General features: G+C 63.9%; 32 protein-coding genes and 1 pseudogene. 20 read left to right on the top strand and 13 right to left on the bottom strand.

What is annotated here, in order from left to right; all coding sequences use genetic code 11:
* Nucleotides 1-48: 48 nt before the first annotated feature.
* Nucleotides 49-513: a universal stress protein gene (locus CH249_RS11905; RefSeq protein WP_179273280.1), complete on the top strand. Its 465-nt coding sequence runs from the start codon at nucleotides 49-51 to the stop codon at nucleotides 511-513.
* Nucleotides 514-633: 120 nt separating this feature from the next.
* On the opposite strand, the gene CH249_RS11900 is transcribed toward CH249_RS11905, so the two are convergent.
* The gene (locus CH249_RS11900; RefSeq protein WP_094630190.1) at nucleotides 634-969 is read right to left on the bottom strand and encodes a hypothetical protein; all 336 of its coding nucleotides are present in this window, start codon (nucleotides 967-969) and stop codon (nucleotides 634-636) included.
* Nucleotides 970-1,700: 731 nt separating this feature from the next.
* Nucleotides 1,701-2,201 (bottom strand): MarR family winged helix-turn-helix transcriptional regulator, encoded by a 501-nt coding sequence (locus tag CH249_RS11885; protein WP_094683490.1) that lies wholly within the window; start codon nucleotides 2,199-2,201, stop codon nucleotides 1,701-1,703.
* Nucleotides 2,202-2,306: 105 nt separating this feature from the next.
* Between CH249_RS11885 and CH249_RS11880 the strand changes: the two genes are divergently transcribed.
* A complete protein-coding gene (locus CH249_RS11880) occupies nucleotides 2,307-3,224 on the top strand; it encodes an EamA family transporter (RefSeq protein ID WP_094645931.1) in 918 nt (305 codons plus the stop codon).
* A gap of 76 nt (nucleotides 3,225-3,300) precedes the next feature.
* Here the strand turns inward: CH249_RS11880 and CH249_RS11875 are convergent, their stop codons facing one another.
* On the bottom strand, nucleotides 3,301-4,479 hold the full coding sequence (locus CH249_RS11875) for an Nramp family divalent metal transporter (protein WP_094630616.1): 1,179 nt from the start codon (nucleotides 4,477-4,479) through the stop codon (nucleotides 3,301-3,303).
* A gap of 106 nt (nucleotides 4,480-4,585) precedes the next feature.
* On the opposite strand from CH249_RS11875, the gene CH249_RS27870 reads away from it, so the two are divergent.
* Nucleotides 4,586-4,744: a hypothetical protein gene (locus CH249_RS27870; RefSeq protein ID WP_155292947.1), complete on the top strand. Its 159-nt coding sequence runs from the start codon at nucleotides 4,586-4,588 to the stop codon at nucleotides 4,742-4,744.
* A gap of 24 nt (nucleotides 4,745-4,768) precedes the next feature.
* Here CH249_RS27870 and CH249_RS11870 read toward each other — a convergent pair whose 3' ends face one another.
* Complete coding sequence (locus tag CH249_RS11870) at nucleotides 4,769-5,710, bottom strand: dihydrodipicolinate synthase family protein (protein WP_094645932.1); 942 nt, start codon at nucleotides 5,708-5,710, stop codon at nucleotides 4,769-4,771.
* A 222-nt stretch (nucleotides 5,711-5,932) separates the two neighbouring features.
* Between CH249_RS11870 and CH249_RS11865 the strand changes: the two genes are divergently transcribed.
* The 3 genes from CH249_RS11865 (at nucleotide 5,933) to CH249_RS11850 (ending at nucleotide 8,260) form a co-directional block, all read left to right on the top strand.
* Complete coding sequence (locus CH249_RS11865) at nucleotides 5,933-6,967, top strand: LacI family DNA-binding transcriptional regulator (RefSeq protein ID WP_143544443.1); 1,035 nt, start codon at nucleotides 5,933-5,935, stop codon at nucleotides 6,965-6,967.
* Nucleotides 6,968-7,145: 178 nt separating this feature from the next.
* Nucleotides 7,146-7,466 (top strand): hypothetical protein, encoded by a 321-nt coding sequence (locus CH249_RS11860; RefSeq protein ID WP_143544441.1) that lies wholly within the window; start codon nucleotides 7,146-7,148, stop codon nucleotides 7,464-7,466.
* Nucleotides 7,467-7,888: 422 nt separating this feature from the next.
* Complete coding sequence (locus tag CH249_RS11850; RefSeq protein ID WP_037194160.1) at nucleotides 7,889-8,260, top strand: PLD nuclease N-terminal domain-containing protein; 372 nt, start codon at nucleotides 7,889-7,891, stop codon at nucleotides 8,258-8,260.
* On the opposite strand, the pseudogene CH249_RS11845 reads toward CH249_RS11850, so the two are convergent.
* A pseudogene (locus CH249_RS11845) lies at nucleotides 8,261-8,476 on the bottom strand (S26 family signal peptidase); the annotation flags it as partial. It abuts the gene before it with no gap.
* A gap of 30 nt (nucleotides 8,477-8,506) precedes the next feature.
* Nucleotides 8,507-8,914 (bottom strand): hypothetical protein, encoded by a 408-nt coding sequence (locus CH249_RS11840; protein WP_143544439.1) that lies wholly within the window; start codon nucleotides 8,912-8,914, stop codon nucleotides 8,507-8,509.
* A gap of 134 nt (nucleotides 8,915-9,048) precedes the next feature.
* On the opposite strand from CH249_RS11840, the gene CH249_RS11835 reads away from it, so the two are divergent.
* Together CH249_RS11835 and CH249_RS11830 are read left to right on the top strand one after the other, a co-directional pair.
* Nucleotides 9,049-9,930, top strand: a complete 882-nt coding sequence (locus CH249_RS11835) for a type IV toxin-antitoxin system AbiEi family antitoxin domain-containing protein (protein WP_306436603.1) — start codon at nucleotides 9,049-9,051, stop codon at nucleotides 9,928-9,930.
* 87 nt (nucleotides 9,931-10,017) lie between these two features.
* Nucleotides 10,018-10,356: a hypothetical protein gene (locus CH249_RS11830; protein ID WP_143544437.1), complete on the top strand. Its 339-nt coding sequence runs from the start codon at nucleotides 10,018-10,020 to the stop codon at nucleotides 10,354-10,356.
* A 72-nt stretch (nucleotides 10,357-10,428) separates the two neighbouring features.
* Here CH249_RS11830 and CH249_RS11825 read toward each other — a convergent pair whose 3' ends face one another.
* Nucleotides 10,429-11,655 carry a GGDEF domain-containing protein gene (locus tag CH249_RS11825; protein WP_179273281.1) on the bottom strand — a complete coding sequence of 409 codons (1,227 nt, stop codon included), beginning with the start codon at nucleotides 11,653-11,655 and terminating at the stop codon, nucleotides 10,429-10,431.
* Between the two features lie 119 nt (nucleotides 11,656-11,774).
* Here CH249_RS11825 and CH249_RS11820 point away from each other — a divergent pair, with 119 nt between their 5' ends.
* From CH249_RS11820 to CH249_RS11805, 4 genes are read left to right on the top strand one after another with little or no spacing between them, the layout of a single operon-like run.
* Nucleotides 11,775-12,980 (top strand): MFS transporter, encoded by a 1,206-nt coding sequence (locus CH249_RS11820; protein WP_094683540.1) that lies wholly within the window; start codon nucleotides 11,775-11,777, stop codon nucleotides 12,978-12,980.
* Nucleotides 12,981-12,994: 14 nt separating this feature from the next.
* Nucleotides 12,995-13,351, top strand: a complete 357-nt coding sequence (locus tag CH249_RS11815; RefSeq protein WP_032396178.1) for a metalloregulator ArsR/SmtB family transcription factor — start codon at nucleotides 12,995-12,997, stop codon at nucleotides 13,349-13,351.
* 27 nt (nucleotides 13,352-13,378) lie between these two features.
* Nucleotides 13,379-13,918 (top strand): copper resistance CopC family protein, encoded by a 540-nt coding sequence (locus tag CH249_RS11810; protein ID WP_094683485.1) that lies wholly within the window; start codon nucleotides 13,379-13,381, stop codon nucleotides 13,916-13,918.
* Between the two features lie 35 nt (nucleotides 13,919-13,953).
* Nucleotides 13,954-14,685 carry a TetR/AcrR family transcriptional regulator gene (locus CH249_RS11805; protein ID WP_094683484.1) on the top strand — a complete coding sequence of 244 codons (732 nt, stop codon included), beginning with the start codon at nucleotides 13,954-13,956 and terminating at the stop codon, nucleotides 14,683-14,685.
* Here CH249_RS11805 and CH249_RS11800 read toward each other — a convergent pair.
* From CH249_RS11800 to CH249_RS11790, 3 genes are all read right to left on the bottom strand, one after another.
* Nucleotides 14,658-15,626: a diiron oxygenase gene (locus tag CH249_RS11800; protein WP_032396180.1), complete on the bottom strand. Its 969-nt coding sequence runs from the start codon at nucleotides 15,624-15,626 to the stop codon at nucleotides 14,658-14,660. The two genes, CH249_RS11805 and CH249_RS11800, sit on opposite strands and share 28 nt — an antisense overlap.
* A gap of 224 nt (nucleotides 15,627-15,850) precedes the next feature.
* Nucleotides 15,851-16,177, bottom strand: a complete 327-nt coding sequence (locus tag CH249_RS27560) for a hypothetical protein (RefSeq protein ID WP_045200446.1) — start codon at nucleotides 16,175-16,177, stop codon at nucleotides 15,851-15,853.
* Nucleotides 16,178-16,368: 191 nt separating this feature from the next.
* Entirely contained in the window at nucleotides 16,369-16,842 is a 474-nt protein-coding gene (locus tag CH249_RS11790; RefSeq protein WP_143544435.1) for a hypothetical protein, read from the bottom strand.
* 30 nt (nucleotides 16,843-16,872) lie between these two features.
* Between CH249_RS11790 and CH249_RS11785 the strand changes: the two genes are divergently transcribed.
* The 3 genes from CH249_RS11785 to CH249_RS11775 all read left to right on the top strand — a co-directional run bounded on the left by CH249_RS11785 (nucleotide 16,873) and on the right by CH249_RS11775 (nucleotide 19,203).
* Nucleotides 16,873-17,862 (top strand): sensor domain-containing diguanylate cyclase, encoded by a 990-nt coding sequence (locus CH249_RS11785; RefSeq protein WP_306436900.1) that lies wholly within the window; start codon nucleotides 16,873-16,875, stop codon nucleotides 17,860-17,862.
* A 97-nt stretch (nucleotides 17,863-17,959) separates the two neighbouring features.
* Nucleotides 17,960-18,580, top strand: coding sequence for a bifunctional 2-polyprenyl-6-hydroxyphenol methylase/3-demethylubiquinol 3-O-methyltransferase UbiG (locus CH249_RS11780; RefSeq protein ID WP_094683480.1), 621 nt, complete (start codon nucleotides 17,960-17,962; stop codon nucleotides 18,578-18,580).
* A 215-nt stretch (nucleotides 18,581-18,795) separates the two neighbouring features.
* Nucleotides 18,796-19,203, top strand: a complete 408-nt coding sequence (locus CH249_RS11775; RefSeq protein ID WP_094683539.1) for a DinB family protein — start codon at nucleotides 18,796-18,798, stop codon at nucleotides 19,201-19,203.
* A 6-nt stretch (nucleotides 19,204-19,209) separates the two neighbouring features.
* Here CH249_RS11775 and CH249_RS11770 read toward each other — a convergent pair whose 3' ends face one another.
* Together CH249_RS11770 and CH249_RS11765 are read right to left on the bottom strand one after the other, a co-directional pair.
* Entirely contained in the window at nucleotides 19,210-19,500 is a 291-nt protein-coding gene (locus CH249_RS11770) for a hypothetical protein (RefSeq protein WP_052049756.1), read from the bottom strand.
* Nucleotides 19,501-19,600: 100 nt separating this feature from the next.
* Nucleotides 19,601-20,629: an ABC transporter substrate-binding protein gene (locus CH249_RS11765; protein WP_094683479.1), complete on the bottom strand. Its 1,029-nt coding sequence runs from the start codon at nucleotides 20,627-20,629 to the stop codon at nucleotides 19,601-19,603.
* A gap of 176 nt (nucleotides 20,630-20,805) precedes the next feature.
* On the opposite strand from CH249_RS11765, the gene CH249_RS11760 reads away from it, so the two are divergent.
* From CH249_RS11760 to CH249_RS11740, 5 genes are read left to right on the top strand one after another with little or no spacing between them, the layout of a single operon-like run.
* The gene (locus CH249_RS11760) at nucleotides 20,806-21,822 is read left to right on the top strand and encodes a 3,4-dioxygenase subunit beta (RefSeq protein ID WP_094683478.1); all 1,017 of its coding nucleotides are present in this window, start codon (nucleotides 20,806-20,808) and stop codon (nucleotides 21,820-21,822) included.
* Between the two features lie 40 nt (nucleotides 21,823-21,862).
* Nucleotides 21,863-22,096 carry a twin-arginine translocase TatA/TatE family subunit gene (locus CH249_RS11755; protein ID WP_094683477.1) on the top strand — a complete coding sequence of 78 codons (234 nt, stop codon included), beginning with the start codon at nucleotides 21,863-21,865 and terminating at the stop codon, nucleotides 22,094-22,096.
* Nucleotides 22,093-22,881, top strand: coding sequence for a twin-arginine translocase subunit TatC (gene tatC / locus CH249_RS11750; protein ID WP_052049758.1), 789 nt, complete (start codon nucleotides 22,093-22,095; stop codon nucleotides 22,879-22,881). The genes CH249_RS11755 and tatC overlap by 4 nt, the downstream gene beginning before the upstream one ends.
* Nucleotides 22,869-23,309, top strand: a complete 441-nt coding sequence (locus CH249_RS11745) for a preprotein translocase (protein WP_094683476.1) — start codon at nucleotides 22,869-22,871, stop codon at nucleotides 23,307-23,309. The genes tatC and CH249_RS11745 overlap by 13 nt, the downstream gene beginning before the upstream one ends.
* A 49-nt stretch (nucleotides 23,310-23,358) precedes the next feature.
* Nucleotides 23,359-24,381 carry a hypothetical protein gene (locus CH249_RS11740; protein WP_094683475.1) on the top strand — a complete coding sequence of 341 codons (1,023 nt, stop codon included), beginning with the start codon at nucleotides 23,359-23,361 and terminating at the stop codon, nucleotides 24,379-24,381.
* Here CH249_RS11740 and CH249_RS11735 read toward each other — a convergent pair.
* On the bottom strand, nucleotides 24,341-25,312 hold the full coding sequence (locus tag CH249_RS11735; RefSeq protein WP_094683474.1) for an oxygenase MpaB family protein: 972 nt from the start codon (nucleotides 25,310-25,312) through the stop codon (nucleotides 24,341-24,343). The genes CH249_RS11740 and CH249_RS11735 overlap by 41 nt on opposite strands.
* Nucleotides 25,313-25,323 lie beyond the last annotated feature (11 nt).

Raw genomic sequence — 25,323 nt, 5'->3', positions numbered from 1 at the left:
GAGGAGGACGTAATAGCCGATTCCCATATCCACCGACGCAGCGCAGGAGTGCACATCGACGGGCCGAACAGCAGTCCCGACACCCCCAAATGCTCGCTGGTGGTCGGTTACGACGGCGGCGACATCTCGCATCACGCGCTGACGTGGTCGCTGCAGTTCGCTGCGGGGATCGGAGGATCGGTGCACGTGGTGCACGTGATCGATATCGCCGATACACCCGTCGACCCGGACTCGGACATCTACGAAGAGGACACCGAGGCCCAGGCGGGCCGCGAACGTGAGCGAGCTACCGAAGCACTCGCCCGAGAGGACGTGCCATGGACCTACGACGCGGTCTACGGAACTCCGGGCGGCGCACTGGAGTCTTTCGGGCGTAAGTACAACGCGCAGATGATCGTTCTGGGTGCGTCCGGCGGTGGGTTCGCCTCGGTACTACGCAGATTGAGTGGCGAGGCCGCAGCCGACAAACTTGCTCGACACTGCGGTCGGCCGGTTCTGACGGTGCCCTCCTGACTCGGCTGAACCGTTACGGCCCGCCGTCCGATGAGGCGACTCTTCGCCGCTGGGTGGATTGACAGCGAGACGGTCGAGTCACTGATATGTCCGAAACCGCCCCGAACGTCGGCCGAATGATCACAAGGTCTTGATTTTTGCGAACGGGTAACTGCCGACGATCACGACGATGAAGACGTAGGCCGCCAGACCGAGTAACTCCCACGTCGTTCTTTCGCGCTGGAAGTCGGCGACGATCCAGAGCAGCGGAGCCAGAATCAACATCGCGGCGACGACGCACCATGTCCTGAACGACCTGTTGGCTTCTGCGCGAAGCTGCGGCGTGGTCTTCACCCGATCCGGGATGTCGCGGCCGTAGTAGTCGACGTCGAGCGCCTTTCCTCGAAACCCCACTGCAGCGCCATACGTGAACGCGCCGAGTCCAACCATCAGTACGAGCACAAGTACGGCGTTCACGGATCACTGTGCCGTTTCAGCTCGGCCGGATCTGGATAGCGATCTGTAGTTCCGGATCGTGTTGACACACAACCATCCAGTAGCGACGGGGGCGAGGAAGCCGAGTGCCAGGCCCTCGCCCATCAGCGACAACACAGCGACTGCGAACCCGATCAGAGTGACACCCACCGAGTCGATCTTTCGACCGACGGACGAACCTGAGGTCGCCACGATTCCTGGAAACTGCGGCGAGTCCACGAGCATTCGTATCGCCACGACACACGCAACCAATCCAGCAACGACCATGAATGCGAATACAACCGTTCCATCCCAACCGATTTCAGCCCAGTTCAGCTTCGGCTCGAAGAGTCCGCCGACGAACGCTTCGAGTATCGGGACCGAAGCGAAGTATCCGAGGTACAGCAGCACGATGGGTCCCGCCAGACCCGCCTTAACCCGCCGATTCGCCATACCGGACGGTATCAAACGATTCGCCTACGAGCTCGAGATCAGGACGTCAGTCTTGACGACCGTTGCGAATTCCCCACGGAGGTTTGTCGCAATCATGGTCGACAACGTCGCGGCAGGGACGGTGGTTCCATCGAGCGATGTGCGATCTAATGCATGAGTGGCGTCTATCACGAAATACGCGTCGCAGCCGAGGTTTCCGGCCATGCGGGCGGTTGTCTCGCACGCCGGATTCGCAAGCCAGTCTGCGATTCGCCCATGCGGCCAAGGATACGACGAGGTTGCTACTGCTGAATGTCGAGCAGCATTCGCTTCAGCAAGGTAGCGAGTTGGCTTCGTTCGCCGGGAGTAAGTGATGTCAGCAGCGCTTCCTCGTTCGCCACGTGCGCGGGTAGCGCGGCATCCACAGCGTCGAGTCCGGCCGGCGTCAATTGCACGATGATCACCCGACGATTCGTCGGGTCGATTTCGCGTTCGATCAACCCTTTGTCCGTGAGCCGATTCAAGCGGTTCGTGATGGCTCCCGACGTCACCATCGCACTGTCGAGCAACTGCCCCACGGTGAGGCGATGCGGGGCTCCGGTGCGTCGAAGCGTAGCGATCAGATCGAATTCGCCTGCTTGCAAACCATATTCGGCCAAAGTCACCTGAATACGCTTGTCCAGAACGGATGCAGCTCGACTGATGCGCCCGATGACGGCCATCGGGCTGACATCCACATCGGGCCGCTCGACCGTCCACTGTTGCAGGATCCGATCCACTGCATCCTGCACCTCGTCCGACACCTACTACCCCCTCACCCCTGAACCGTTGACGTCCGGCAAGCATACGCATACTGTTCAACGCAGGGATAGTTCAACGTTAAGATGTTTTTCGAACCAGGAGGCGAGATGCGGGCATCACATACCGATGCTGATTCGACCCACGCTCGGGAGCCACGCGGCGCATCCTCGACTCTCGGAATCACCGCCGCGGCCGCACTGGCCCCCATTGTCTGGGGGACAACATATTTGGTGACCTCCGAGCTTCTCCCGCCGGATCGACCGATGACCGCCGGTGTTCTTCGCGCCGTTCCGGCGGGGCTGCTGCTTCTACTCATCTCACCGGGGATTCCAGGACGCGGTTGGCGACTGAAGACCGCTGTCCTCGGCGTGTTGAACATCGGATTGTTCTTTCCGATGCTGTTCGTAGCGGCCTACCGGCTTCCTGGAGGCACCGCAGCCGTCGTCGGTTCTGCGCAACCTCTCGTCATCATCGCGATGTCCACGGCGCTCGGGTGGGGACGCACGCGTCCTGTGCAGATCGGATGGGCCCTCGTCGCTGCAGTCGGGGTCGCGCTGACGACGATCTCGAGCACCGTTCGACTCGACGCGATCGGCCTCGCCGCCGCGGCCATCGGTACCGCCAGCATGGCGACCGGCATCGTCCTCACCAAGCGTTGGGGTGTGCCGCCCAACACCAATCCGCTCAATTCCACTGCGTGGCAACTACTCGTCGGCGGCATGGTGATCTTCCCGTTGATTCCGATCGTCGACGACGGTCCGTGGGCCATCGACGCCGAGGCTGTACTCGGCTACGCGTGGCTTTCGGTGATCGGCGGCGCGATGGCGTACGCGTTGTGGTTCCGCGGTGCCCGCGCGCTGCCCTCGGCAAGCATTTCCCTGCTCGGCGTCCTCAGTCCGCTCACCGCGGCCGCCCTCGGTTGGATCGTGTTGGGACAGAACATGACAGCGCTGCAATGCGCTGGTTTCGGCGTTGCACTCATCGGTTCGACAGCCGGACAGTTCATGCCGAGAAACACACGGTGACGGTTGGCCGCATACAGAGAATCCCGAGCGGGCGCTCGTATGAGCTCCCACTCGGGATTCGCTTCGACTCGACGGGCTACCGAGTCAGCAGTTCGTAGATCAGCAGACCCGACAGAGACAGGATGGATAAGAAGCCGAGGACGCCGAGTGCGTTCTTCCACCACGTGTTTCGGAGATCCCCCATCAACTGATGGTTGTTACTCATCACGTAGAGCAGGAAGCCGAGGAACGGGGCCACCAGCACGGTCAGAGCCTGAGCGACGATGATCAGTTGGATCGGCGACGAGGTGAATACGATCGTGATCGCCAGGCCGAATGCCAGGATTGCAGCGCACGTCGCCTTTGCCGTCGGGGTACTCGGGGAGGCCCCTCGGCCCAATGCGTCGGACAGCATCGTGCCGCCGGCGGTTGCGTTGGCGACCATGGACGAGAACGCAGCTCCCGACAGTCCGAGCGCGAAGATCGTGGATCCGATGGGCCCCGCGATGGGCTCGAAGATCTTGGCGAGTCCGACCAGGGTTGCCGCTTCGGCGTTCTGGCTCCCGAGAACGGCGGCGGCCACGACGATGACGAGTGCGGTCATGATGCCGGGGGCGACGATACCGGGAATGGTGTCGGCGATGGAGGTTCGACGATATTCATCTCTGGTACGGCCCCGCTCATGAATGCCGTACGAGGTGAAGAACGCTGCGTTGAGCGAGAAGTTGGTGCCCACGAGAGCGACGATGAGCAGCATGCTTCCTGGAGGGGCACTGGGCATGACTCCGCTGAGTGCCATGTACCAGTCGGGCTTGGCAATGACTGCGCTGATGATGAACGCGGCACCGAGAAGTCCGACGATGACGAGCAGGACTCGCTCGACTATGCGATAGACGTTGCGGAACAACAGAATCAGTGCGACGAATACCGTGCACGCTATCGTCCAGATCAGCGGGGAGCCGCCGAAGACCATCGACAGCCCGAGACCGGATCCGACGGCGTTGCCGACCGAGAAGCAGAGTGTGATGACGAAGACGCCGATTCCGGCTGCGACACCGACGCGCTGACCGAGGACGTCTTTGACCGAGCTGATCAACGACTTCGGCGTGCGTATACCCAGACGCACGCTCATGTCGGCGTAGACGAGCATGAACACCGTCGACAACACGACGACCCAGATCAACGCGTAGCCGTACTTGCTGCCTGCTTCGACCGCACTGGCCAGGTTTCCCGGGCCGAACTGCCAGGCACCGGCGATGAAGGCGGGACCCGCCATGGCCAGCGTGCTCAGGACGGTCTTCCATCGATTCGACATGGCAGGCGGTCCGTCTGCGGTGATGGTGGACGCAGCTGGTGCCACCGGGGTCGTGCGGGGATGACTCATGACGAGCCTTTCTGGTGACGCTCCGTACTCGCTACTAGAGGCAGTGTGCCCTCGGCTCGACGCGGTGGGGAGCGGATACGAAAAGTACGAGCGAAGGTCGGTGTGCGGCATCGATGGCCACAGGAAGATGGCCATCGATGCCTACCGAGTGATCTGACGCGGTCTGATCCTGTGCAGGAACTCAGACCAGCGCGGGTACTACCGAGCCGAGGTTCGCGGAGTCCAGTGCCGCCGCGATCTCTTCGTGAGCGCCTGCGGCGAGTGGCAGCAGCGGCGAGCGGACGGTGGCGTGCTCGAGGATGCCGCGGTGGACCAGGCCTTCCTTGAGCGCGACGGTGCCCTCCATGTGAGATCCGCGGTGGTAGACGTTCGCGGTGACGGGCAGGAGTCGGTCGTGGATGGCGCGTGCGGCCGGGTAGTCCTTGGCCTTGCCTGCGGCGATGAGCTCGACGAGGGGTTCGGGAGCCAATCCGCCGTAACCGACGAGGAGCCCGTCGACGTCGAACATGGTGTGCAGGAGGTACTCGTCGTGGCAGCTGAGGATCTGCAGGTCCGGGTTCTCCTTACGCAGAACCGGAATCTCACGGTCCCAGCGGCGCATGTTCCGAACGCCGTTCTTCGTGGCGAAAACGCCCTCCTGAGCAGCGATTTCGAGCTGGGTGTCGAGGTTGTACGTCGCCTTGGTGACGTCCGGGTACTGGAACAGGATCAGAGGCAGGCCCGATCCTTCGTACAGTGCCTTGTAGCGGTCCTGCGGTGCGCCGTCCTGGTAGCCGAAGCGCAGCCAACCGTGCGACGGGTAGACCAGTCCGCCCGACGCACCCGCGTCGACTGCGCGCTTGGCTTCTTCGACCGACACGGCCGTACCTTCCCCGGTGATGCCGGCGATGATCGGAAGCTTTCCGTCGACCGAATCGCGGAAGGCACCGATCACTTTGGCCTGCTCGGTCTGGGTGAGGAACGTGCCTTCACCCGCGTGACCGAGGACGACGAGACTCTTGACGCCATCGACGCTGCCGAGCCAGGACCCGAGGCGCTGGATCGCGTCGTAGTCGACCTCACCTTCGCGAGTGAACGGCGTGATCGGTGCTGGGCTGAGTCCGCGGAGATCGAGTGAATTCATGTTGTCGTCCTTCTCGAGAATGTGATGGGAACGTTGTCGGGAACGTTTGCATCACGCTAAACCGCTCCCCACCGATGTGTCAACCATCACTTTGAAGATCAGGGGTGACAGGCATCGCACAGCGCGCTTGCAAACGTTCCTGGGACGTTTGCATGCGCCGCAGGCTGGCGATCTGTAAGTTCGGCCGTACCAGGAGATTCAACGAACAGTCAGGAACTGCACATGCGTTCCACCCGAAGTGGGCTCTCGACGGAGCGCACAGACGCGGTCACACTGCGTGACGTCGCCAAGGCTGCCGGGGTCAGCATCTCGACCGTCAGCCGTGTGCTGGACGACCGCGTCGCACCGTCCCGATCCGCGACGGCCGTACGGGTGCGCGAGATTGCCGAGCATCTCGGATACCGGCGCAACACGTTCGCGTCGAATCTACGACGCGGTGCCACCGCCACCATCGGCGTCCTGGTGCCGCGCCTCTCGGACACCGTGATGGCGCTGATGTTCGAGGCCATCGACCGGGCAGCGGGCAGGGAGGGCTACCACGCCGTCGTCGCGACGAGCGGCGACGATCCCACCGACGAATGGAACGCCGCGCAGTCGCTTCTGGAGCGCAATGTCGATGGGGTCGTTCTCGCCACGAGTCGCACCGACGACCCCCTCCCCAGTCACTTGCGCGAGAACGGAATTCCGCACGTACTGGTGCTGAGAACCGACGGAAAGAGCCCGTCCTCGATCGGCGACGACGAGACCGGTGGATATCTGGCGGTTCGCCACCTCATCGATCTCGGCCACACCGACATCGCAGTGCTGACAGGCCCTCTGTTCACGTCCAGCGCTGTCGGTCGTTTGGCGGGCGCGCACAGGGCGTTTGCCGAAGCCGGCCTGCAACCACGCCCGGAGTGGACGATCGAGACCGGCTACGGAATCGAAGCCGGGGCAAGTGCAGGGCACGATCTGCTCGGCGGCTCAGGCCGTCCCACCGCCGTGTTCGCAGCCAACGACAACCTTGCCCTCGGAGTGTTGTCGGCAGCGCATCGACACAATCTGGCTGTTGGAGAGGACCTTTCACTGGTCGGCTACAACGACATCCCGCTCGCGCAACTGTTGCCGGTTCCCCTGACCTCGGTTCGCACCGCATTCGACCAAATCGCCCGAACCGCAATGGAAATACTGCTCAACGGCGATGACGGCTCGACTCCGCTGAAAAAGGCACTCCCGACACTGATCCCGCGACAATCATCGAGCCGCGCGGCACGATGAGTGCGTGAGCCTCATTGTCCCGATTGAGCCCTCCCGCATGAAGAACTCGGGAAAGACACGTCTCCTGCTGGCGCTCGTCGTCATTTTCACGGCGTCGTGCAGTTCGTTCGAGTCTGGCGAACGCAGGTCCATGGACCGAGAAGAAATGTCGCACGGTCTGCAAGACATAGCATTAAAGGTGCCGAGTGGCTTCGAGTTCGTTCAGGCCTTCACCCACGCGGAGTTCGTCGGCCGGCCCGCGTGGTGGGCGCGATTCGATGCATCGAGCGAGTGGGGCGACGACGTTGCGCTCTCGGCGGCAAACCCTTCCTATCCGCCGCTGCAACCGGTCACGTGCACCGCTGCATCGACGAGCAATTGGACTGCTCTGGGCATGACCTGCGAACCCGAGATGCTGTCCACCTCGCGTCCCGCTCAGGGGACGGCAGACCCTGTGACCGTCCTGCTCACCAGGAACACACGACAGTCGTCGCTGTTCATCTACTCCCAAGGCCACTGACTGTTGCTGTGACGCTGGTCGAGGTGATCGACGTGATGCCGGTTGCCCTGTGGGCTGAAGCGATTGCAGGCCGAATCGGGTGCAGCTGACCGCGGTGAGCGCGGTCAGCTGCACCCGATTCCGGCTGTCAGCGGGCTCCGGAGTGTCTACCTTCGGATGTCGATCGAAGAACCGGTTTGCCTCGTCGTTCTCGAACCCGGGACACTGGGGTACCCACCCATTTTGGCGTACAACGTTTTCCACTCGGCCGTGAATGCGTCGAACATATTTTCGGGCACGAAGCTCCCGGCGAACAGAAGTGCAGCGGCGGGTCGCCCCTCTCCGTCGGCGAACAGACGTCGGGCCACGTCTGTTGAATTCACGACAATCCCGCTACGATCCTCGGTACATCAGACCGAACGGTCTTGAAAATGGAGGATCACATGCCGTATCTCGGTTTGCTGGTGATGTTGCTGTGGGTGTTCTGTCTGATCGACGTGATCACGGCCGACGACGGTGGAGTGCGATTCCTCCCGAAGATCGTGTGGCTGCTGTTGGTGGTGTTTCTCCCGCTCGCCGGCTCGTTGGCGTGGTTGTTCGCGGGACGTCCGATAGGTGGCGGAATCTGGGGAGGTCCCGGCGGCGGCAACCGGCGGGCGATCAATTCTGCGTTCCCGGAGTACGAAACGCGCCCCGGTCGTCAGGCCGCGCAGAATCCAGATGCCGATGCGGAATTTCTTCGGCAGTGCCGAGAGCGCGCAGAAGAGCAACGTCGACTCGAACGCGAGCGCCGCAAGCGAGATCTCGGATTCTGATCAGTGTTCCTGGATCGACGGCGACTCGATGGTGCCCCATCGCGAGGGCGGCAGAACGATCAGGCGCGCTTGGCCGATGACATTTCCAACGGGCACCGTGCCGCCCAGTTCGTCTTTGCGGTGAGCTCTGGAATCGGCTGAGCCGCTGCGGTTGTCGCCCATCATCCAGAGATTGCCGGCGGGCACCGTGACCGGCCCGATGCATGCGAGTGAACGCGATCGGCTGCACCACACTCGAAACCGAACTCAGCGCGTCTGGACGTTCTGACTGACCGGATTACCGAAACGGGAGGGCGCGAGAACATACGCGAATGCGTAGCTCACCGATGTCAGTGTTCCGAGCACTATCAACGACTCCGGGTGCAGAGATGGATTTCCCGAGGCCGCCTCGGTCCATGCGAGCAGTCCGCCAACCACCAGCATCACGGCCGCTGCCGAACACAGCGCGAAACGGTGCCTCCACCGGTTGCGAGTCCGCGGCGGCCAGAACGCCGCAGTCCGCACTGCGTAGTGCCCACCTGCGACCGCGACCAGGCCGACCATCAGTCCGAACACTCCGCCGATCACAGCCGGGAGGGTCAGGTCCCACCATCGACCGTTGGCACTCGACCAAATGAGGACCGCAGCCGTGCACGCACCACTGGCCGCCGCCACACATAGCTCCTTGGCGACCCAATCCATGCGGATGACTCAAACACACAGCTCCACGTCGATTGAATCCGGTGCAGCCAGCCGCGCTGAGCGCGGTCCATTGCACCCGATTCGCACTGTGGAACCGCTCCGGCGCAGTGAACGTCCAAGTGGACATGCTCGATGAATGGTTGGCACAGCACGACGGCGTGATCACCCGCGCGCAGGCGGCGATGTGCGGCCTGAGCGGCGATGCTGTGGACCGCTCGGTGCGAGCGGGGGCGTGGCGAACGATTCATCGCGGGGTGTACTTCGTCGTCGATCGCCCATTCACTGCGGACGCGCGCATTCGATGCGTTGTGTGGGGTGCAGGACCGAACGCTGTGCTCAGCGGGGAAGCCGCGGCCTTCTGGCACCGGGTGATAACCGACGCACCGAGCATCATCGAAGTCACCACCCCGCGCAAGGGGCGCAGCCGCGCCGAGGGATGCCGACTCCGCCGCCGCGATATCCACAGCAAGGACATCGTCGAGCGCCGCGGGCTTCAGGTCACGTCTCTCGAACTCACCGTTCTCGAAGCCTCGATAGGCAAGGCGCACATCATGGATCGGGCACTTCAGCGACACACCGACCTCGGGCGATTGCAGCGAGCCCATGCGCGAAACCCGGGTCGCACCGGCGCTCCCGAGGCGAAGCGGCTGCTGAAAGTAGCAGCGAACGGTGCCCGCTCGGAGGGAGAGCGTCTCTTGATCGGAGAGTTCCGGGCCCGCAAGATCAGCGGCTGGGTGGTCAACTATCGATGGGGCGAGTACGAACTCGACATCGCGTTCCTCGCCGAGATGCTGGCCATCGAGATCGACGGCTGGGCATTCCACTCCGACCACGATGCATTCCAACGGGATCGGAGCAGGCAGAACGGCATCAGCCCGAGCTGGACGATCCTTCGCTACACCTGGGCCGACCTGACCGAACGCATGGATCACGTGATCGCCGAAATTGCCGAAACCCTCGATCGAATCCGGTGCAGCCAGCCGCGCTGAGCGCGGTCAGTTGCCCGATTTCGCCGCCGCGAGGATCATCAGAGCACCCTCCCAAGACATCGTCAGCGTCGCGAACTATCCGGTATCGTGAAGAAAACGGGCAAAATGGACCACGCCAGGTCGGAGGCCGAGATGCAGAAGCCGTTTCGCGAGTGGGTCATGACCGGCGCACTCAGCAAGAAGTGCGGCGCAACCCGAGCCGATTACATCAATGCGCTTGCCCTGGTCCCCGCAGTCGGTATCGGCTTCCTCCTGATGCACTTGATGATCAACTCGGGCTCAACAGCTCTCGATACTGCAGCAGGATGCCTGGGCGGTGCCATCACCGGATTCCTGTATCTCTACCTGGCCTACCGGGTCGATTCACGCAAGAAACGCGGACCTGCCCCCACGCCGCCACTAGGTGCTCGGCCGACGCGTCTTTGAGATGCACCGGTCCGGCGGATCGATGCGCCTCTGTTTCACTCTGACCGACTGAAACCCAGATCGATCCGGATCTCAGGCGCGCTTGGACAAGTACATTCGCTCGTCTGCCATTCGTAGCAGTTGGTCCGGGTCGGCGGCCGGCTCCCAGCTCCATCCGACGCTCACCGAGACCGGGATGTCGGTGCCGTCGATGTCGTAGGGGCCGGCGAGGAGTCCGCGAACTCGGTCGGCGAGGCATTCGACACCGTTGCGTGAGCGGGCGCTGCGCAGGAGGACGACGAATTCGTCTCCGCCGATACGGCAGGCGACGTCATCGGAGCGGGTGTTGTCCAGGATGCGACGGCCGATTGCCTGGAGTACTCGATCCCCCACCGCGTGTCCGAATCGGTCGTTGATGGACTTGAATGCGTCGACGTCGACGAAGAGCACTCCCACCGGACGACCGTCGGCGGAGTCCTTCATCGCATGCAACTCGGACATCAGGCGTCGGCGATTGGCCAGTGAGGTGAGGTCGTCGATCAGCACCTGGCGTTCGAGTGATGCCTCGGCAGCTTTGCGTGCGGTGATGTCCTGGATCTGCGCGATGATCACGTCGCCGGACTCGTCGTCGCGCACCACGGTCACGTTGCGCTGCACCCAGATCGTGGCACCGTCCTTGCGGATGTATCGCTTCTCCGACGCCACGTTCGTCAGCGTCCCTTCGGCCAATCCTTTGAGGTGTTCGTCGGCGAGGGGAATGTCGTCGGGATGGGTGATGTCTCGAAAAGTTTTCTGGCGCAACTCTTCTGCGGTATACCCCAGCAGCTCGCACAGGGCCTTGTTCACTTGCAGCCATCGGCCGTCGCGGGTCATCACGGCCTTGCCGATCGGGGCGTTCTCCATCACGTTCTGGAACAGCCGGATCGCGCGATCTCGTTCACGTTCGACCTCGGCGCGGGCGCTGACGTCGACGACCAATGCGGTGAATCCGAGGACGACGCCGTCGACGACATCGGGGACGTAGGTGGCCTGGGTGACGCGCACGGCACCGTTGACATCGATGAGCGTGCGGTCGAACTGTTGCTGCTCGCCGGCGAGGACGCCGGAGATGTACGGCAGGTTCAACCGGTACAGCGTCTCGCCGAGCAGTTCGCTGATGTGCTTACCCACAAGGTCATGCGGTTCGATTCCGAAGTAGTCGGCGTACACGCGGTTCGCGAAGACATTGCGCAGCGAGCTGTCCCAGTACCCGATCATCGACGGCAACCGATCGACGGCTCGGCGCACGACATCGTTCGACGTGTTGCGAGTTACGGTCACGAACCACCCCCTTGCACAGCCGACTGCTGAACGATACCGAAAAACTAGCGATCGAATTGCACACATTCGGATCGAATCCAATCAGTGCGCACTTGCGCACATGTGTGTACGTTGAATCCATGCTGTTCGCCAACCCCGCTTTTCGACGCCTCTTCACCGCGCAGGTCGTCGCGTTGCTGGGCACCGGACTGTTGACGGTGGCGCTGGGACTGCTCGCCTACGACATTGCCGGCAGTGCCGCGGGAGCCGTGCTCGGTACCGCTCTCGCGATCAAGATGATCGCGTACGTGTTCGTCGCTCCGATCGTGTCGTCACTGACCGGCACGCTCCCCCGCAAGCTCGTGCTGGTCAGCGCCGACGCCGTCAGGGCGCTCACCGCACTGGCATTGCCGTTCGTCGATCAGGTGTGGCAGGTCTACGTGCTGATCTTCGTTCTGCAGGCGGCGTCGGCCACCTTCACTCCCACCTTCCAGGCCGTCATTCCGTCCGTGGTGCCCGACGCACAGCAGTACACCCGCGCGTTGACGCTCTCGCGACTGGCCTACGACCTCGAATCACTGGTCAGCCCGCTGATCGCCGCCGCATTGTTGACGGTCATCGGCTTCCACACGCTGTTCGTCGGCACGGCTGTGGGGTTCGTCGTCTCCGCGGTGATGGTGGTCGGTATCGACTTTCCGAGACACCTCGCACCCGAGATCCGACGATCGACCTCGGGCATCGCGACGTTCGTCAGGAATCCCGAACTGCAGGGACTGATCGCGTTGAACACGGTGGTCGCTGCGGCGACTGCTCTCGTGGTGGTCAACTCCGTTCTCTACGTCCGCGATCTGTTCGGCGGATCGAGCAGTCAGCTGGCCATCGCTCTCGGCTGCTACGGCGCCGGCTCGATGGTCGCAGCATTGTGCATCCCACGAGCCCTCGGATCTACGAACGATCACACGCTCATGCTCACCGGGGCTGCCACGGCCGTGATGGGAACTGCCGCAGCAACACTGGTGGCGACCCTGCACGGAGGGTCGACCGCCTGGGTTGCGCTGGCCGCGACGTGGGTGCTGCTGGGCGTCGGGACGTCGATGATCAACACCCCGTCGGCGAGGATTCTGCGTCGTGAATCCGACGAGAGCACCCGAACGTCCATCTTCACGGCGCAGTTCTCGCTGTCGCATGCCGCGTTTCTGCTCAGCTATCCAGTTGCGGGATGGGTCGGGGCCCAGTTCGGACTGTTCACCGCGGCGATGGTGCTCACGGGCTTGGCTACACTTGCGGCACTGTCCGCAGCACGCCTGTGGAGTCGCTCCCGAGTGTCGGTGGTCGCCTCCGCGTAGGGAGACGACGTTCGATGCCACCGAAGAAGGAACCGCGCATCAGTCTCGACCATGCCGTCGAACCGGACTCCGCACGCCTGGCCACGGCCAGCGACACCTTTCGGATGCTCTCGGACCCCACGCGACTGCACATCCTCTGGCTGCTCGACCGCGGCCCTGCCGACGTCAGCGCCTTGACCACGGCCACCGGAACCTCCCGCACCGCCGTCAGCCAGCATCTGGCCAAGCTTCGATTCACCGGACTCGTCGAGACCCGACGCGACGGCCGCAACGTCATCTACCGCCTGGCCGACGGTCACCTCGCCCGGCTCGTGCGTGAGGGCCTCAACTTCGCCGACCACAAGGTCACCGGCGAGCCCCCGCACGAATAACCCTGCACCACAACAAGAAAGCACCCGATGAAACGCCTGGCCGTGATTGCCGCCGCCATTCTCACCGCGACGGCACTGTCGATCGCCCCGGCAGCTGCGCACGCAACTCTGCAGTCCAGCAACCCTGCCGAGAACTCCGTGCTCGACGCCGCCCCGGACGAGGTGACCCTGACGTTCAATCAGTCCGTGCAGTCGAACTTCGCCACCGTCACCGTCGTCGGAGCCGACGGAACCCAATGGGGGGCATCGGATCCCGTCGTCGACGGCAGCACGGTGACCGTCGATCTCGACGGGCTCGGTGCGGCGGGCGAGTACACCATCGGCTACCGAGTGGTCTCCGCGGACGGGCACCCGATCACCGGCAGCATTCCGTTCCAACTGACCCAGGCGTCCCCGACGTCGGCGGCAACCGCAGCCACCGCAGTCCCCGCCCCTACCGAAACGACACCGACTGCCGCAGAAGAGCCCGAGGACAGCAGCGGTTTTCCGATCTGGATCGTCGCGGTGGTCGTCGTCGCGATCGGCGCAGCGGGCGTGCTGTTCGCACTTCGTAAACGCAGCAACTGACGTCCTCACCCGATGTGGACGTGAGAGCATGCAGCATGAGTGACGGTGGCCAGCGCCCGGAGTCCGATGGCCGTAAGCGGCGTTGGGAACAGCACAACTCCGATCGTCGACGCCACATCATCGACGCGGCCATGACGGTTCTGGCGCGCGATATCGCACCCGGTGAGCGGCTCACCACCGCTCAGATTTCGGCCGAGGCCGGGGTGCACCGCACCGGGCTGTACCGGCATTTCCGCGATCGAACCGACTTGGACACGGCCATTCAGCGCGCCATCTGCTCGGAGTTGACGGACACGTTGGTCTCGTCGTTCGCGTTGACCGGCACTCCTCGCGACGCGGTGCATCGCATGGTGAGCACCTACGTGCGCTGGGTGGCCGAGCACCCCGCGTGGACGCGATTCGTCGAGCAGGACGTCAGTGCCGAGTCACCCACGCCCCTCGAGGAGACCAACGCTCTGCTGGCCGAGCAGTTGGAAGTGAGCGTCGCGGCATTCCTGTCACTGGTGCACGCAGACCTGACCACCGACGACTGGTCGCTGGTGCGGCCGTGGGTTGCGGGCCTCGTCTCCGGCTGCATGGGTGCGGTGCGCAGTTGGAGCGGGCAGACCGAACACCGCACCGGTCTCGATCATTTCGCGACGTTCCTGGCCGACACCATCTGGCTGCAGGTCAAGGGCCTCGGGGCATCCCGCGGGATCGCGATCCCGCAGGTGCCCCTCGAAAGCGTCCTCGACGAAAGTCAGCCGAACGACGGCTCGCTGCGGTAACGCGAGGGGCGTCCGTCGATACCGAGGGCGCGCCAGACGCGTCGGGACACGCGGTTCATCAGTCCGAGCTCGCCGGCCAGCATTCGGACGTCACCGAAGGTGTCGCGCAATGCCTTTCGTGACGGTTCGCTGTTCCACCACACAGCGTCGACAACCTCGTCGGGGATGGCGAGGTCGCGTCGCATCTGCTTGCTCGGTTTCATGATCACGTCGCACAGCAGTCGCATGATGACGGGCATGAGGATCGAGATCGACGCCTTCTCGAAACGTCCGAGCCGCGGGGCCTTGTGCTCGAGGTACTGATGGGCGAAGCCGATGTGTCGTGCTTCCTCGGCGATGTGAATCTGCATCACCCGCTGGACCAAGGGGTGTCCGACGCTACCGGCGCGCAGGACGCCCTTCTGCATGTGGTCGATCGGCTCTTCGCCCGCCAGTACGCCGACGAAGAATCCGAACGGTGCGGATCGGCTCGCGAAGAGGGTCAGGACGGGCACGATCTTGCGGAACCACGCGGGCCCACCCGGCACGTCGATGCCGATGCGGTTCACCAGCTCCTGGAACATCTGGGTGTGGTGGCACTCTTCGGTGGCCTCGTGCGTCGAGTACCGGAATTCGGGTGAATCGTTGGGCAGCGTGAGGGCGTACTGCATGAGGCCGCTGATGAGGATCTGCTCGAACTGCAGGCCGACCTTGACCATGCTGGCCTGGCGGTACATCCCGATGTGAATCTGCCGGTCCAGGGGAAGCGACTTGTACCAGTCGGTGTGGCCGAGCGGGTCCGCGTCCGGGAGCACCCAGCGTGGATCGTCGGGAACGATCGCGTACTCGGGCTCGTCCCAGGGGATGTCGAGGAAGGCGTCGAAGTGCTGGTGCACCGATGCCGTCGACAGTGCGTGCAGCCTGTCTCGGTAGAGCGTTCGTGCGTCGTCGACTGCAGTCATGGTGGTCCTTCCGCCTGCGTCCGAACAATGTGTACGCAACACAGCGTCACACATAAAACTGGTTGGTGCAACGCTCCGTCGCAGATACATGAGAAATGTTCTTGGAAACGACGAAACCGGCCGACCGCAGTGCGGTCGACCGGCCTCGAGGCAGGCGCTTCGGTCGTGAACGGTAATTCGTAGTGGACTACGAAGTTCCGCTCACATGCGACGAAGTCGCTCCATCACCAATACGGCAACACCATCGCGACGAAGCCCACGCCGATGACGATGCCGAGAATTCCGGTTCCGATGGCCAGCGCGGTGTCACTGCGATCGGCGCGCGGGCCGGAGAGGTCGGGGCTGCGATCGGCCCACAGAGCAGACGCGACGGCAATCAATCCTGCAGCGATGCCGAGCCCGGCGGCCCAGAACGAGACGATCGACATCGCACCGAACATGACGGCATATTCGGTCACCTGCGCGCGGGTACGAATGCGCCGGTTCCACCACTTCGGTGGCATGTCGTCGTCCGAATCACGTGTATCGAAGTGGGGAGAGGTGACGGTCACTGCGGACTCCTTTCGAGTGAGAATGTGCCTCCATTTTGGCACTCGACGGGCGAGAGTGCCAATCCCCTGGAGGAGGCCGACGCCCCCGGTTTCGCACACGCGCGCGCACTTGTCGGACGCGTTCGGATTCGCCACCGATCCGGGCACGATATCGCGCGCATTCGGCGAACGCGCGCGCGTTTGCAGAGCGATCAGGGCCACAGAAGTCGTTGCCCCACCGAAGCTTTCGTCGGACCCAGATCGAAGGTCGTGGCGTCGGGCATCAGGTACGGGACGAGTATCCGCATCGCATATTCGCGGTGTTCGAGCAAGACCTCGAGATAGGTACCCGACGCCTCCTCGCCGGTGGCGTCGGAGACGATGGCGTACGACCGCAGATCATCGGCGACGGCGCGCAGATCGCGGACGAGTTGCTCGTGCATCGCCGCGTGCGACTCCCCGTCTCCCAGTGGCTGCTGCGGTGCGAGCACCCGCTGCCCGCCGGAGAGGTCGTTGACGACGGCCACCGGGTGCAGTCCCCAGTTCTCGCTGATCCGTTCGGCGGCGATGTCGACACAGACGTCGAGTAGGTCGTCGAAATCCTGTTGGCACTCGATGCTCGTCACTTCGTCGTCATCGAGACCCCATCGTCGGCCGGCCACCCCAACCCCTTGGACGGCGCGCACGCGCACACGGTTCCCGAATGTCGTACATTCGTGCCAATCTGCCGCTTACCGGCGACAGTTCCCGCACGAGTCGGCCGGACGGAGCTGCCGGCAGCCGAATGCGTCACAGGGCTCGAGCAGACCTCAACTACACTCCCCATCCGGGAAGGGGAGAAAGCGGGTCGTTGCGTCGTGGAGGATCACTGGTACCGGCGCATGTTCGCCTCCAGCCCCGTGGCGCAGGCTCTCTCCGACGCCGATGGGCTCTTCGTCGACGTCAATGCGGCCTACTGCGAACTCGTGGGCTTGTCCTCCTCGGAACTGATCGGTCGATCCGCGACGGTGCACACACACCCGGACGACCTCCCGCTCCACCGCAGCGTCGAGGACCTGATGGCCGCCGGGACGGCCGCGGACAAACCCGTGAAGGTCGAGGTGAGGTTCGTTCTACCGAACGACGAGATTCGCTGGGTTCTGCTGACTCTGGTCCCTTTCATCGGTCCGTCCGATGCCGAGTGGACGCTCGGTGCCGCTCTCGATATCACCGCACGGAAAGAGGTCGAGGACGGCATCCTGCTCGCGTCCCGAACGGATCAACTGACCGGGGCACTCAACCGTCGCGGCTGGTCGGATCACGCGGTGTCCCTCGTCGACGACGATTGGGTCGACACAATCGTCGCGGTTCTCGATCTGGACCATTTCAAGCAGTTCAACGACCACTTCGGCCACGCCGCAGGCGACGCGTTGCTCCGCGACTTCGCGTCGACTGCCCGCAGCTGCATCGGCGTCGATGGACTCTTGGCCCGATGGGGCGGAGAGGAATTCGTGATCACTCTGCGCAATTGCGATCGTCGCGGTGCGCTTCGATCACTCGAGGCTCTTGCCGCCGCCACCACGTCATCGGGGGTGACGTTCTCGGCCGGCTACACGCTCCAGCGACCGAACGAAGGCCTTCGCCACACACTCGACAGAGCTGACGCATTGATGTTTCAGGCGAAGCGCGCCGGCCGAAATCGAATGATCACCGACGCACCTTTCTGACTCGGGCGCAACTTGCTGAAACGGCAAACATGCTTGCCATATCCACGAGCGGGCTGTCACTCTGATCCCGGAACACCACCGGGAGAGGACTCAGCACATGACGCACGCATTCGACAAGGAGTACTGGGAGCACCATTGGGATGACCGAACGTCCCACACCGTCGCGGCGAATCCGTATCTCGTGCAGGAGACGGCCGGATCGACGCCCGGTACCGCGCTCGACGCAGGCTGTGGTGCCGGAGCAGAAGCGATCTGGCTCGCCGAGCAGGGCTGGCGAGTCACCGGTGCCGACATCTCCGCCGCTGCCCTCGACACCGCCGCGAAGCAGGCGCGGTCAGCGGGGGTCGACGTCACCTGGATCGAAGCCGACCTCACGACGTGGAACCCGACCGACCGATGGGATCTGGTGACGACCCACTACGCGCATCCGTCGATTCCGCAGTTGGACTTCTATCGACACATCGCGCAGTGGGTTGCGCCTGGCGGTTCGCTGCTCATCGTCGGCCATCTGCACGACGGCGGGCATCATCATTCACACGGGGACGACGAGCAGCCACCGCACGAGGCCACTGTCACCGCGACAGACATCACCGCCCTGTTCGACGCCTCCTCGTGGCGCATCGACACCGCACTCGAACGTTCCAGAACGGTCGGTGGCACGGGTGTGCACTCGAAGACGTTGCGCGATGCGGTGGTTCGGGTCACGCGTCGAATCTGATCCCGCGGTCGCAGCGGTGTCTGTCGGCCGGGCCCAGGCACAAGGGCAGGCGATCGGGTGTACGGTCCGGTGATGCACGGCGAACCGGGAAGTGATCCGTACGGCTGTTTCCTCGACGACTGTCAGCCGTACCCGTGGTGACCTCGCAGCAGGACGACGCCGAAAGCCGTGTCGCTGACGCCTTTCTGGCGATAACTGGCGCGAGCCTGTCGTCGATGACGGAGATCCTGCGGGACCTGGGCGACGAGCCGGCCAACACGAAGCCGGACCTGCCGGGTGCCAACAGTCCGTACGCCATCGTGTTCCACTGCGTGGCCGTGATCGAGTACTGGGCAGGTTCGGTGATCGCCGGTCTGAAGATCCCGCGGGATCGCGCCGCCGAGTTCACTGCCACAGGCCGAATCGACGATCTGATCACGCGGGTCGACGAGGTTCGGTCGCGTCTGCCCGAGTGGGTGAATGTCGCAGTACGCGAGGGGATTCGCGATCGAACCGTCATGGGTACCACCCGCCCGGAGCTCGCAACCGCAACCCCGGAATGGGTGTTGACGCACCTGGTGCGCGAGTTGGCCCAGCATCTCGGCCAGCTCGAGCTCACCCGCGACGTCCTCCGTCGGGCGTGACCTGGGTCAACGATCGATGGTGACGGTCGGCCACGGCGGCCGCCTCAGGACCGCAGCACATCCCAATGTCGCAGCAACGAGGCCGGTGAGCACCCCGATCAGTTGGATGCGGCCGGTATCGACGGCTGGGGTCCACACCGCCGTGCCGTCCGTGATGGTGAACACCCCCACCGCGGTCTCTGCTCCCCGAGCCGATCGACGCGATACCGGCAGAATGGTCGTGCGGTCGTCCACTCTGACGGTCTCGCCGTACTGCACGGCAGACGGGCTGAATACGTCGGGCAAGCGTGAGGTCATGAGTGCACTCCCGGAGTCGACCGATGTCGTCGCGGTCAGACTACTCGCGCGCAGATGCCTCCGGGCTCGTCCGAATGCCGTCCACCATTGCCCATCGTCGTCAGCGGGCGGTGTTCACAGCGGCTGCGAGTCCGTCGACCAGAGTCGGCAGGAAGTACGGAATCGACAGTGCCGTCGGGCCCACTGCAGCTCCGGCCTCCTGGCCGACGAATCCGGCGACCGCACCGGCGGCGACTGCCGGAATCTGGCGTGAGACAGGCGAATCGAGGAATTGCTGCAGGGCGTCGTCGGTGTCGACCTGAGTGAACACCACATCGGCGTCGATCGTGGAGATATTCTCGGCCGAGACCGTGGTCGAGTAGGTGGCGTCGTCGGTCGCGAGGCCCGTCACCGATGCAGGCGAGACGAAGCCGAGGTTCTCGAGCAGCTCCACTCTGGGGTCCGACGGCAGAAGCAGGTAGTACACGTCGGCAGCCTCGGACACGTATGCGATTGTGCGGCCGTCGAATTCGGGATGGCGAGCACCTGCGTCCTGTACCTGAGAATCCAGATCGGCGACGAGATCACGGGCCCTGTCCGGCACCCCGAGAACATCACCGGTGGTGGTGATGACATCGCGCCACGGCGTCGACCACAGTTCCTCCGGCGGGGCGATGACGGGAACTCCGGCTGCGGTCACCGCGTCGTACTCGGCCCGCGTCAACCCGGAATGCGGAGCCAACAGCACGTCCGGGTCGGTGGCGAGAAGCTTCTCGACGGAGAGTGCGTCGGTGACGTTGTCGAGCAGAACCGGGGCCGGACCGCCGGACGACTCGATCGCGTCGGACACCCACGGGTAGATCAGATCGTCACCGCCGCCGTACTCCGCCGAGGGCATCGCCACCGGGACGACACCGAGCGCGAGCACCGCGTCGGTGGTGCCGAATCCCCACGTCGCGACCCGTTCGGGCACTGCGTCGAGGGTGGTCTCGCCGTACATGTGCTGCACGGTCAGCGGAAACGAGCCGGTGGACGCGGCGGCGGCCGGGCTGTCGGTCGTTTCCGTCGAGCTGCACCCGGCGAGCGCGAAGGACGCGGCCGCGACAGCGGTGAGGAGTGCAGCGAAGCGGGTGGTCACACGAAGAGTCATCACAGTCCTTCAGGTCGGTACGCGTGATGAGGTTAGCCTTAGCTACTTAGGGGGCTTTCACCGGGTCGCACCGTTCACAGGAACCTCGCAGCGGAGGTCCAGGGTCCTCACCGCAACGTCCCAGAGTATTGGCACTACCGAAACATTCAGTGCCGCAACGAAGGAGACGTACGACGATGACCCGAATCCCCGAGCCGACCGATACACCCGACGGACCCGCCTACGAGGGACGGCTTCTCGACCGCCCCACCGAGGAGGTCGTCGACCAGGGTGCAGGGTTCGATATCACCACCCTCGTCACCCGCCGCCGTGTACTGAGTCTCGTCGGCGCAGGAGCGGGCGCGTTCGCTCTGGCCGCATGCTCGAGCACCTCCAGCGCCGGAAGTTCCGCCGCCACCACGGCAACCGCGTCGACGACCACCTCGACGGCGACGAGCGAGATCCCCCAGGAAACCAACGGCCCCTACCCGGCCGACGGCACCAACGGCGTCAACGTCCTCGAGGAATCGGGCATCGTCCGCAGCGACATCACCTCCAGCCTGGACGGTGGAACCACGGTGAGCGGAGTGCCCCTCACGTTCACCTTCACGCTCACCGACCTGGCGAACGACAGTCGACCGTACGAGGGTGCGGCCGTGTACGTGTGGCAGTGCGATGCGGAGGGCCAGTACTCGATGTACTCCGAGGGGGTCGAGGATGAGACGTATCTGCGCGGCATCCAAGCGGCCGGCTCCGACGGCACCGTCACCTTCGAGACCGTCGTTCCCGGCTGCTACTCCGGTCGCTGGACCCACATGCACTTCGAGGTCTACCCCGACGCCGCGTCGGCGACCAACGTGGACAACGCCATTGCCACCTCACAGGTCGCGTTCCCGCAGGACATGCTCGAGGCGATCTATCAGGACAAGACCGACGTCTATCCCGAGTCGGCGAAGAACCTGACCCAGATGGGCAGTCTCGACAACGACAATGTCTTCGGCGACGGCTACGAGCTGGAGATGGGCACGTTCAGCGGCGATCCCGCCTCCGGTTACGTCGGATCACTCGCGGTGGCGATCGATGCCACCACCGAACCGACGATGAGTGCTGCACCCGCGGGCGGAGGCGGCGGAGGTGGCGGCCAGGCCCCCATGGGCGGCGGCACTCCCCCGGCGGGCGGACCGCCCAATGCCGGCTCAGCCCCCACCAACTGATCACCCCCACCTCACACTACCCACCAGTTAAGGAATCACCATGTTGCACAACCTCACCGGATGGCACGCGCTCATCGTTCTCGCCATCCTGCTGCTCGTGTTCGGCTCGACCAAGCTCCCCTCCCTCGCCAAGGGCGTCGGTCAGTCGATGCGAATCCTGAAAGACGAAGTGCGGGAGGACAAGAAGACCGCGACGCGTGACGAGACCACCGCCACCACGGAATCGACATTCGCCGACGCGTCCGTTCCGGTTCCGTACCGCCACGCATCATGAGCACAGCCACCGCCGCGCGAGGAACGATGCCCCTTGCCGGGCATGTGCGCGAGGCTCGTCGCCGCGCAGTGCGCGCGGCGGTGTCGCTGATCGTCGGCGTGGCGATCGGGTTCGCCCTCACCGACCAGATTCTTGACATCCTCCGTGCGCCCGTCGAGGAGCTCGCGCTCTCCCGTGACGCCAGCCTGAACTTCGACACCGTCACCGGCGCTTTCGATCTCGAACTGAGGATCGCGCTGTTCGCCGGCGTGATCGTGTCGTCTCCGGTGTGGTTGCGTGAGCTGTTCGCCTATCTCGCACCAGGTTTGACGCGTCGGGAGAAGAAGTACGTCTACGGTTTCTCGGCCGCAGCGGCTCCGCTGTTCGTGGCCGGCTGCGTGTTCGGGTTCACCATCTTCCCACGCATGGTCAGCGTGCTCGCCGGGTTCTCCTCGGACCAGGACAGCACCATCCTCAACGCCTCGTACTACGTGGACTTCGTGATGAAGATTGTGCTGGCGACCGGTATCGCGTTCGTACTGCCGGCATTGCTGGTGATGTTGAACTGCCTCGGCATTCTTTCTGCGCATCGACTACGTAGCAGTTGGCGGCTCAGCGTCGTCGGAATCGCCCTGTTCAGTGCGCTCGTCACTCCCGCCGCCGACGTCCTGTCCATGTTCCTGGTCGCGTTGCCGATGGCCACCCTGTTCGGTGCGGCCGTCGTGATCACCGAGATACACGACCGCCGAGCGGCTCGACGCATCCTGACTTCACCGAAACCGGAGCTCACATCATGTTCGGCTTGACCTTCGAGAAACTGTTCCTGGTAGCGATCATCGCCGGCTTCGTCCTCGGCCCATCGCGACTACCCGGATACGCCCATCAACTGGCACGGACCGTCCGCTCCGTGCGCAGTTTCGTCGAGTCCACCCGCACCGCGGCAGAGGACGAAATGGGCGTTCCGCTGCGCCGTTCGGAATGGGAGTCGATGGATCTGCGCCAGTACGATCCACGCCGCATCGTCGCCGACGCATTGCGTGACACCGACTCCGCTCCGAAATCCGAGTGGCCGGACGAAATGATCGACGAAGCAGCCCGCGTACGACCCGGCCAGAAATACCTCATCACCGGAGCGGCATCGCATCCACGACGAATCCTCATCGAGTCGTTACCCCAGAACGACCCCCGTCGTATCGCGGCGCAGGTACTGCCGGATGTCGCAGCCACAGGTTAGGGCGGCGAAAGAAGGACAACGTGAAACACACTCGGGCATGATGTAGCCCATGACTACCAGCGTCGTAGCTGCCTCGGAGTCGGGTGTCACGGCAGTTCAGGTGTGGACTTTGATCGTCGTCGTCATCGCTGCCCTCGGTGCGGCGTGGGCGGCGCTCAGTGTGCGTCGGGTCGGCGCGAACGAGGACGTCATCTCCCGCGAGGTGGCGGCACTGCACACTGCCGTCGACCGTCAGGTGCGCCAGTCGGGTGAGAGCGACTCGTGGAGCCGCGATCAGGTGACGGCGCGGTATCAAGAGTTGCTGTTCGCCCTGTCGAATGTCGATCGGGTTGTGGCGGAGGAGATTTCGGCGGCGGTGGTCTCGACTCCTGTCGGCGATCTCACGGCTGCGACGCAGTCCTTGAACAAGGCCTACGACCGGTTGAATCTGGCGCTCTCCGCCGCATTGGTGGTCGCGCGCAGGCGGGTTCATCCGTTGGCGTTGGAGTTGTCGACGGGTATCGACCGTCGGGTGTTCGCCCCGCTGGCTCCCGAAACGGGAATCCCCGCTCCGGCACACGAACGTCTGCAGAGCGAGCACGAGTACATCATCCGGATGCACTCGCTGCTGTTGACGGCGATGCGCGCCGATCTGGGTCTGCTCGATCCCAGCGCCGAGGCGACACTGATCTTCACGACGAAGGAAGTGGAATCCGGTGTGCTGGCGGATCGGTCGACTGCGGCCGGACGTAGTGGGGTACAGCTGATCAACCTTCTCGAGGACTTCGGCGTCATCCCCTTGCTCGGAGCCGAGGACGACTTCGTGATGTCCGACGCGCTGGTTGTCCAATGCGAGGAGCTCTACAGCTCGGTGAGCCCGAACTTCGAGGCGGTGCTACGCCACATCGGCGACGAGATCCATCTCGCGATCAGACCCGATCTCACCGACCATCGCCTCGAGGAGATCTACGAGATCGCGGCGCGACTGGTCGAAGCCGGATTGCGCGGAAACATCCACCGCAGAGACGGATTGGACGGCAGCAGTCTGTTCCTCATCGATCCGACGCACCAGCCGGGTAAGGACCGGGTGTAGCGCGACCGCTTCGAGTCGCATGTGCGTCGACGGAACGCACGGGGCACCCGCCCGGAAACGTGCCCAGTTGGGCAATAACGAATCCGTCCGAATAGGAACGCATTCGCTGCGAGTCGGCATTGCGTCGCTGCGTGAGGCGAGCAGGGAACAGTCGCAGAGCACGTCCTCGCGCACGCATCGCGGCTGTGACGAGCCGCTCCAGCGCCAGAGGAGGGTGGCTGTAGCCCAACGCATTCCGCAGCGGCGCATCCATGAGAGCGAGACTCACCACGCGAACGACTCCCTTCGGGACCGGTGAGACGAACGAGGCGAGTAGAGCCAGAGTGGCGTCGGCGACGCGTCGAGCGCCCGAATCGAAGGCGAAGTACTCCGCTTCGTAGTCGTCCATCAAGCTCGCGAAGCCCTCGAACGAGTCGGGCATGTCCGATATCCCCATGTGCTTGCCCAGCGTTCGGAAATACCTGACCGATGCTCGTACTTCGACGTCGGTCATGGGCCGTTTACCCCACACGGATATCCAGCGCTGCGGAACGACGACGAAAGTCGCGAGCACGTACAGCATCTCGTGATTGGGTATGTCGTAGCTTCGGTGCATCTGATTGATGCGGCGGATCGCGGCACGGCCCTGCTCGTCGTCGAAGCCCCGCAGGAACGGCACCTCGAGCAGCAGCACCGTGTCGTCGTAGCGCTTCTGAGTGGCCCCGGTGAATGCACCTGTCTCGTCGAGGAGCTTGCCGATGCCCGGTACCGCGAACGTCCGGAACAGCGCAAAGGACAACGCCTGCGTGATGTCCCATGGAAACTCGTGCACAGCCAGATTTCGGTAGATCTGCACGAAGTCGGTGTCCGGGTCGAGCGAATCGTTGACCCGCCTCCAGTGATCCCTGGGAACCCCGCCGAACCGCTGTCCGCGCACTGTGATCGTCGTCATATTCTCAAACT

Source organism: Rhodococcus sp. 05-2255-3B1 (genome assembly GCF_002258545.1).
GTDB lineage: Bacteria > Actinomycetota > Actinomycetes > Mycobacteriales > Mycobacteriaceae > Rhodococcoides.
This window is presented reverse-complemented; position numbering and strand designations above follow the sequence as displayed.

What these genes read in the sequence shown, in the direction of transcription:
- CH249_RS11810 (WP_094683485.1), top strand. Translation starts at nt 13,379, where the DNA reads ATGAAACGCCTGGCCGTGATTGCCGCCGCCATTCTCACCGCGACGGCA.
- CH249_RS11805 (WP_094683484.1), top strand. Translation starts at nt 13,954, where the DNA reads ATGAGTGACGGTGGCCAGCGCCCGGAGTCCGATGGCCGTAAGCGGCGT.
- CH249_RS11800 (WP_032396180.1), bottom strand. Translation starts at nt 15,626, where the DNA reads ATGACTGCAGTCGACGACGCACGAACGCTCTACCGAGACAGGCTGCAC.
- CH249_RS11755 (WP_094683477.1), top strand. Translation starts at nt 21,863, where the DNA reads ATGTTGCACAACCTCACCGGATGGCACGCGCTCATCGTTCTCGCCATC.
- CH249_RS11765 (WP_094683479.1), bottom strand. Translation starts at nt 20,629, where the DNA reads ATGACTCTTCGTGTGACCACCCGCTTCGCTGCACTCCTCACCGCTGTC.
- tatC (WP_052049758.1), top strand. Translation starts at nt 22,093, where the DNA reads ATGAGCACAGCCACCGCCGCGCGAGGAACGATGCCCCTTGCCGGGCAT.
- CH249_RS11865 (WP_143544443.1), top strand. Translation starts at nt 5,933, where the DNA reads ATGCGTTCCACCCGAAGTGGGCTCTCGACGGAGCGCACAGACGCGGTC.
- CH249_RS11770 (WP_052049756.1), bottom strand. Translation starts at nt 19,500, where the DNA reads ATGACCTCACGCTTGCCCGACGTATTCAGCCCGTCTGCCGTGCAGTAC.
- CH249_RS11735 (WP_094683474.1), bottom strand. Translation starts at nt 25,312, where the DNA reads ATGACGACGATCACAGTGCGCGGACAGCGGTTCGGCGGGGTTCCCAGG.
- CH249_RS11870 (WP_094645932.1), bottom strand. Translation starts at nt 5,710, where the DNA reads ATGAATTCACTCGATCTCCGCGGACTCAGCCCAGCACCGATCACGCCG.
- CH249_RS11740 (WP_094683475.1), top strand. Translation starts at nt 23,359, where the DNA reads ATGACTACCAGCGTCGTAGCTGCCTCGGAGTCGGGTGTCACGGCAGTT.
- CH249_RS11780 (WP_094683480.1), top strand. Translation starts at nt 17,960, where the DNA reads ATGACGCACGCATTCGACAAGGAGTACTGGGAGCACCATTGGGATGAC.
- CH249_RS11760 (WP_094683478.1), top strand. Translation starts at nt 20,806, where the DNA reads ATGACCCGAATCCCCGAGCCGACCGATACACCCGACGGACCCGCCTAC.
- CH249_RS11820 (WP_094683540.1), top strand. Translation starts at nt 11,775, where the DNA reads ATGCTGTTCGCCAACCCCGCTTTTCGACGCCTCTTCACCGCGCAGGTC.
- CH249_RS11850 (WP_037194160.1), top strand. Translation starts at nt 7,889, where the DNA reads ATGCCGTATCTCGGTTTGCTGGTGATGTTGCTGTGGGTGTTCTGTCTG.
- CH249_RS11815 (WP_032396178.1), top strand. Translation starts at nt 12,995, where the DNA reads ATGCCACCGAAGAAGGAACCGCGCATCAGTCTCGACCATGCCGTCGAA.
- CH249_RS11775 (WP_094683539.1), top strand. Translation starts at nt 18,796, where the DNA reads ATGACGGAGATCCTGCGGGACCTGGGCGACGAGCCGGCCAACACGAAG.
- CH249_RS27870 (WP_155292947.1), top strand. Translation starts at nt 4,586, where the DNA reads ATGACGAGCCTTTCTGGTGACGCTCCGTACTCGCTACTAGAGGCAGTG.
- CH249_RS11745 (WP_094683476.1), top strand. Translation starts at nt 22,869, where the DNA reads ATGTTCGGCTTGACCTTCGAGAAACTGTTCCTGGTAGCGATCATCGCC.
- CH249_RS11880 (WP_094645931.1), top strand. Translation starts at nt 2,307, where the DNA reads ATGCGGGCATCACATACCGATGCTGATTCGACCCACGCTCGGGAGCCA.
- CH249_RS11875 (WP_094630616.1), bottom strand. Translation starts at nt 4,479, where the DNA reads ATGGCGGGTCCCGCCTTCATCGCCGGTGCCTGGCAGTTCGGCCCGGGA.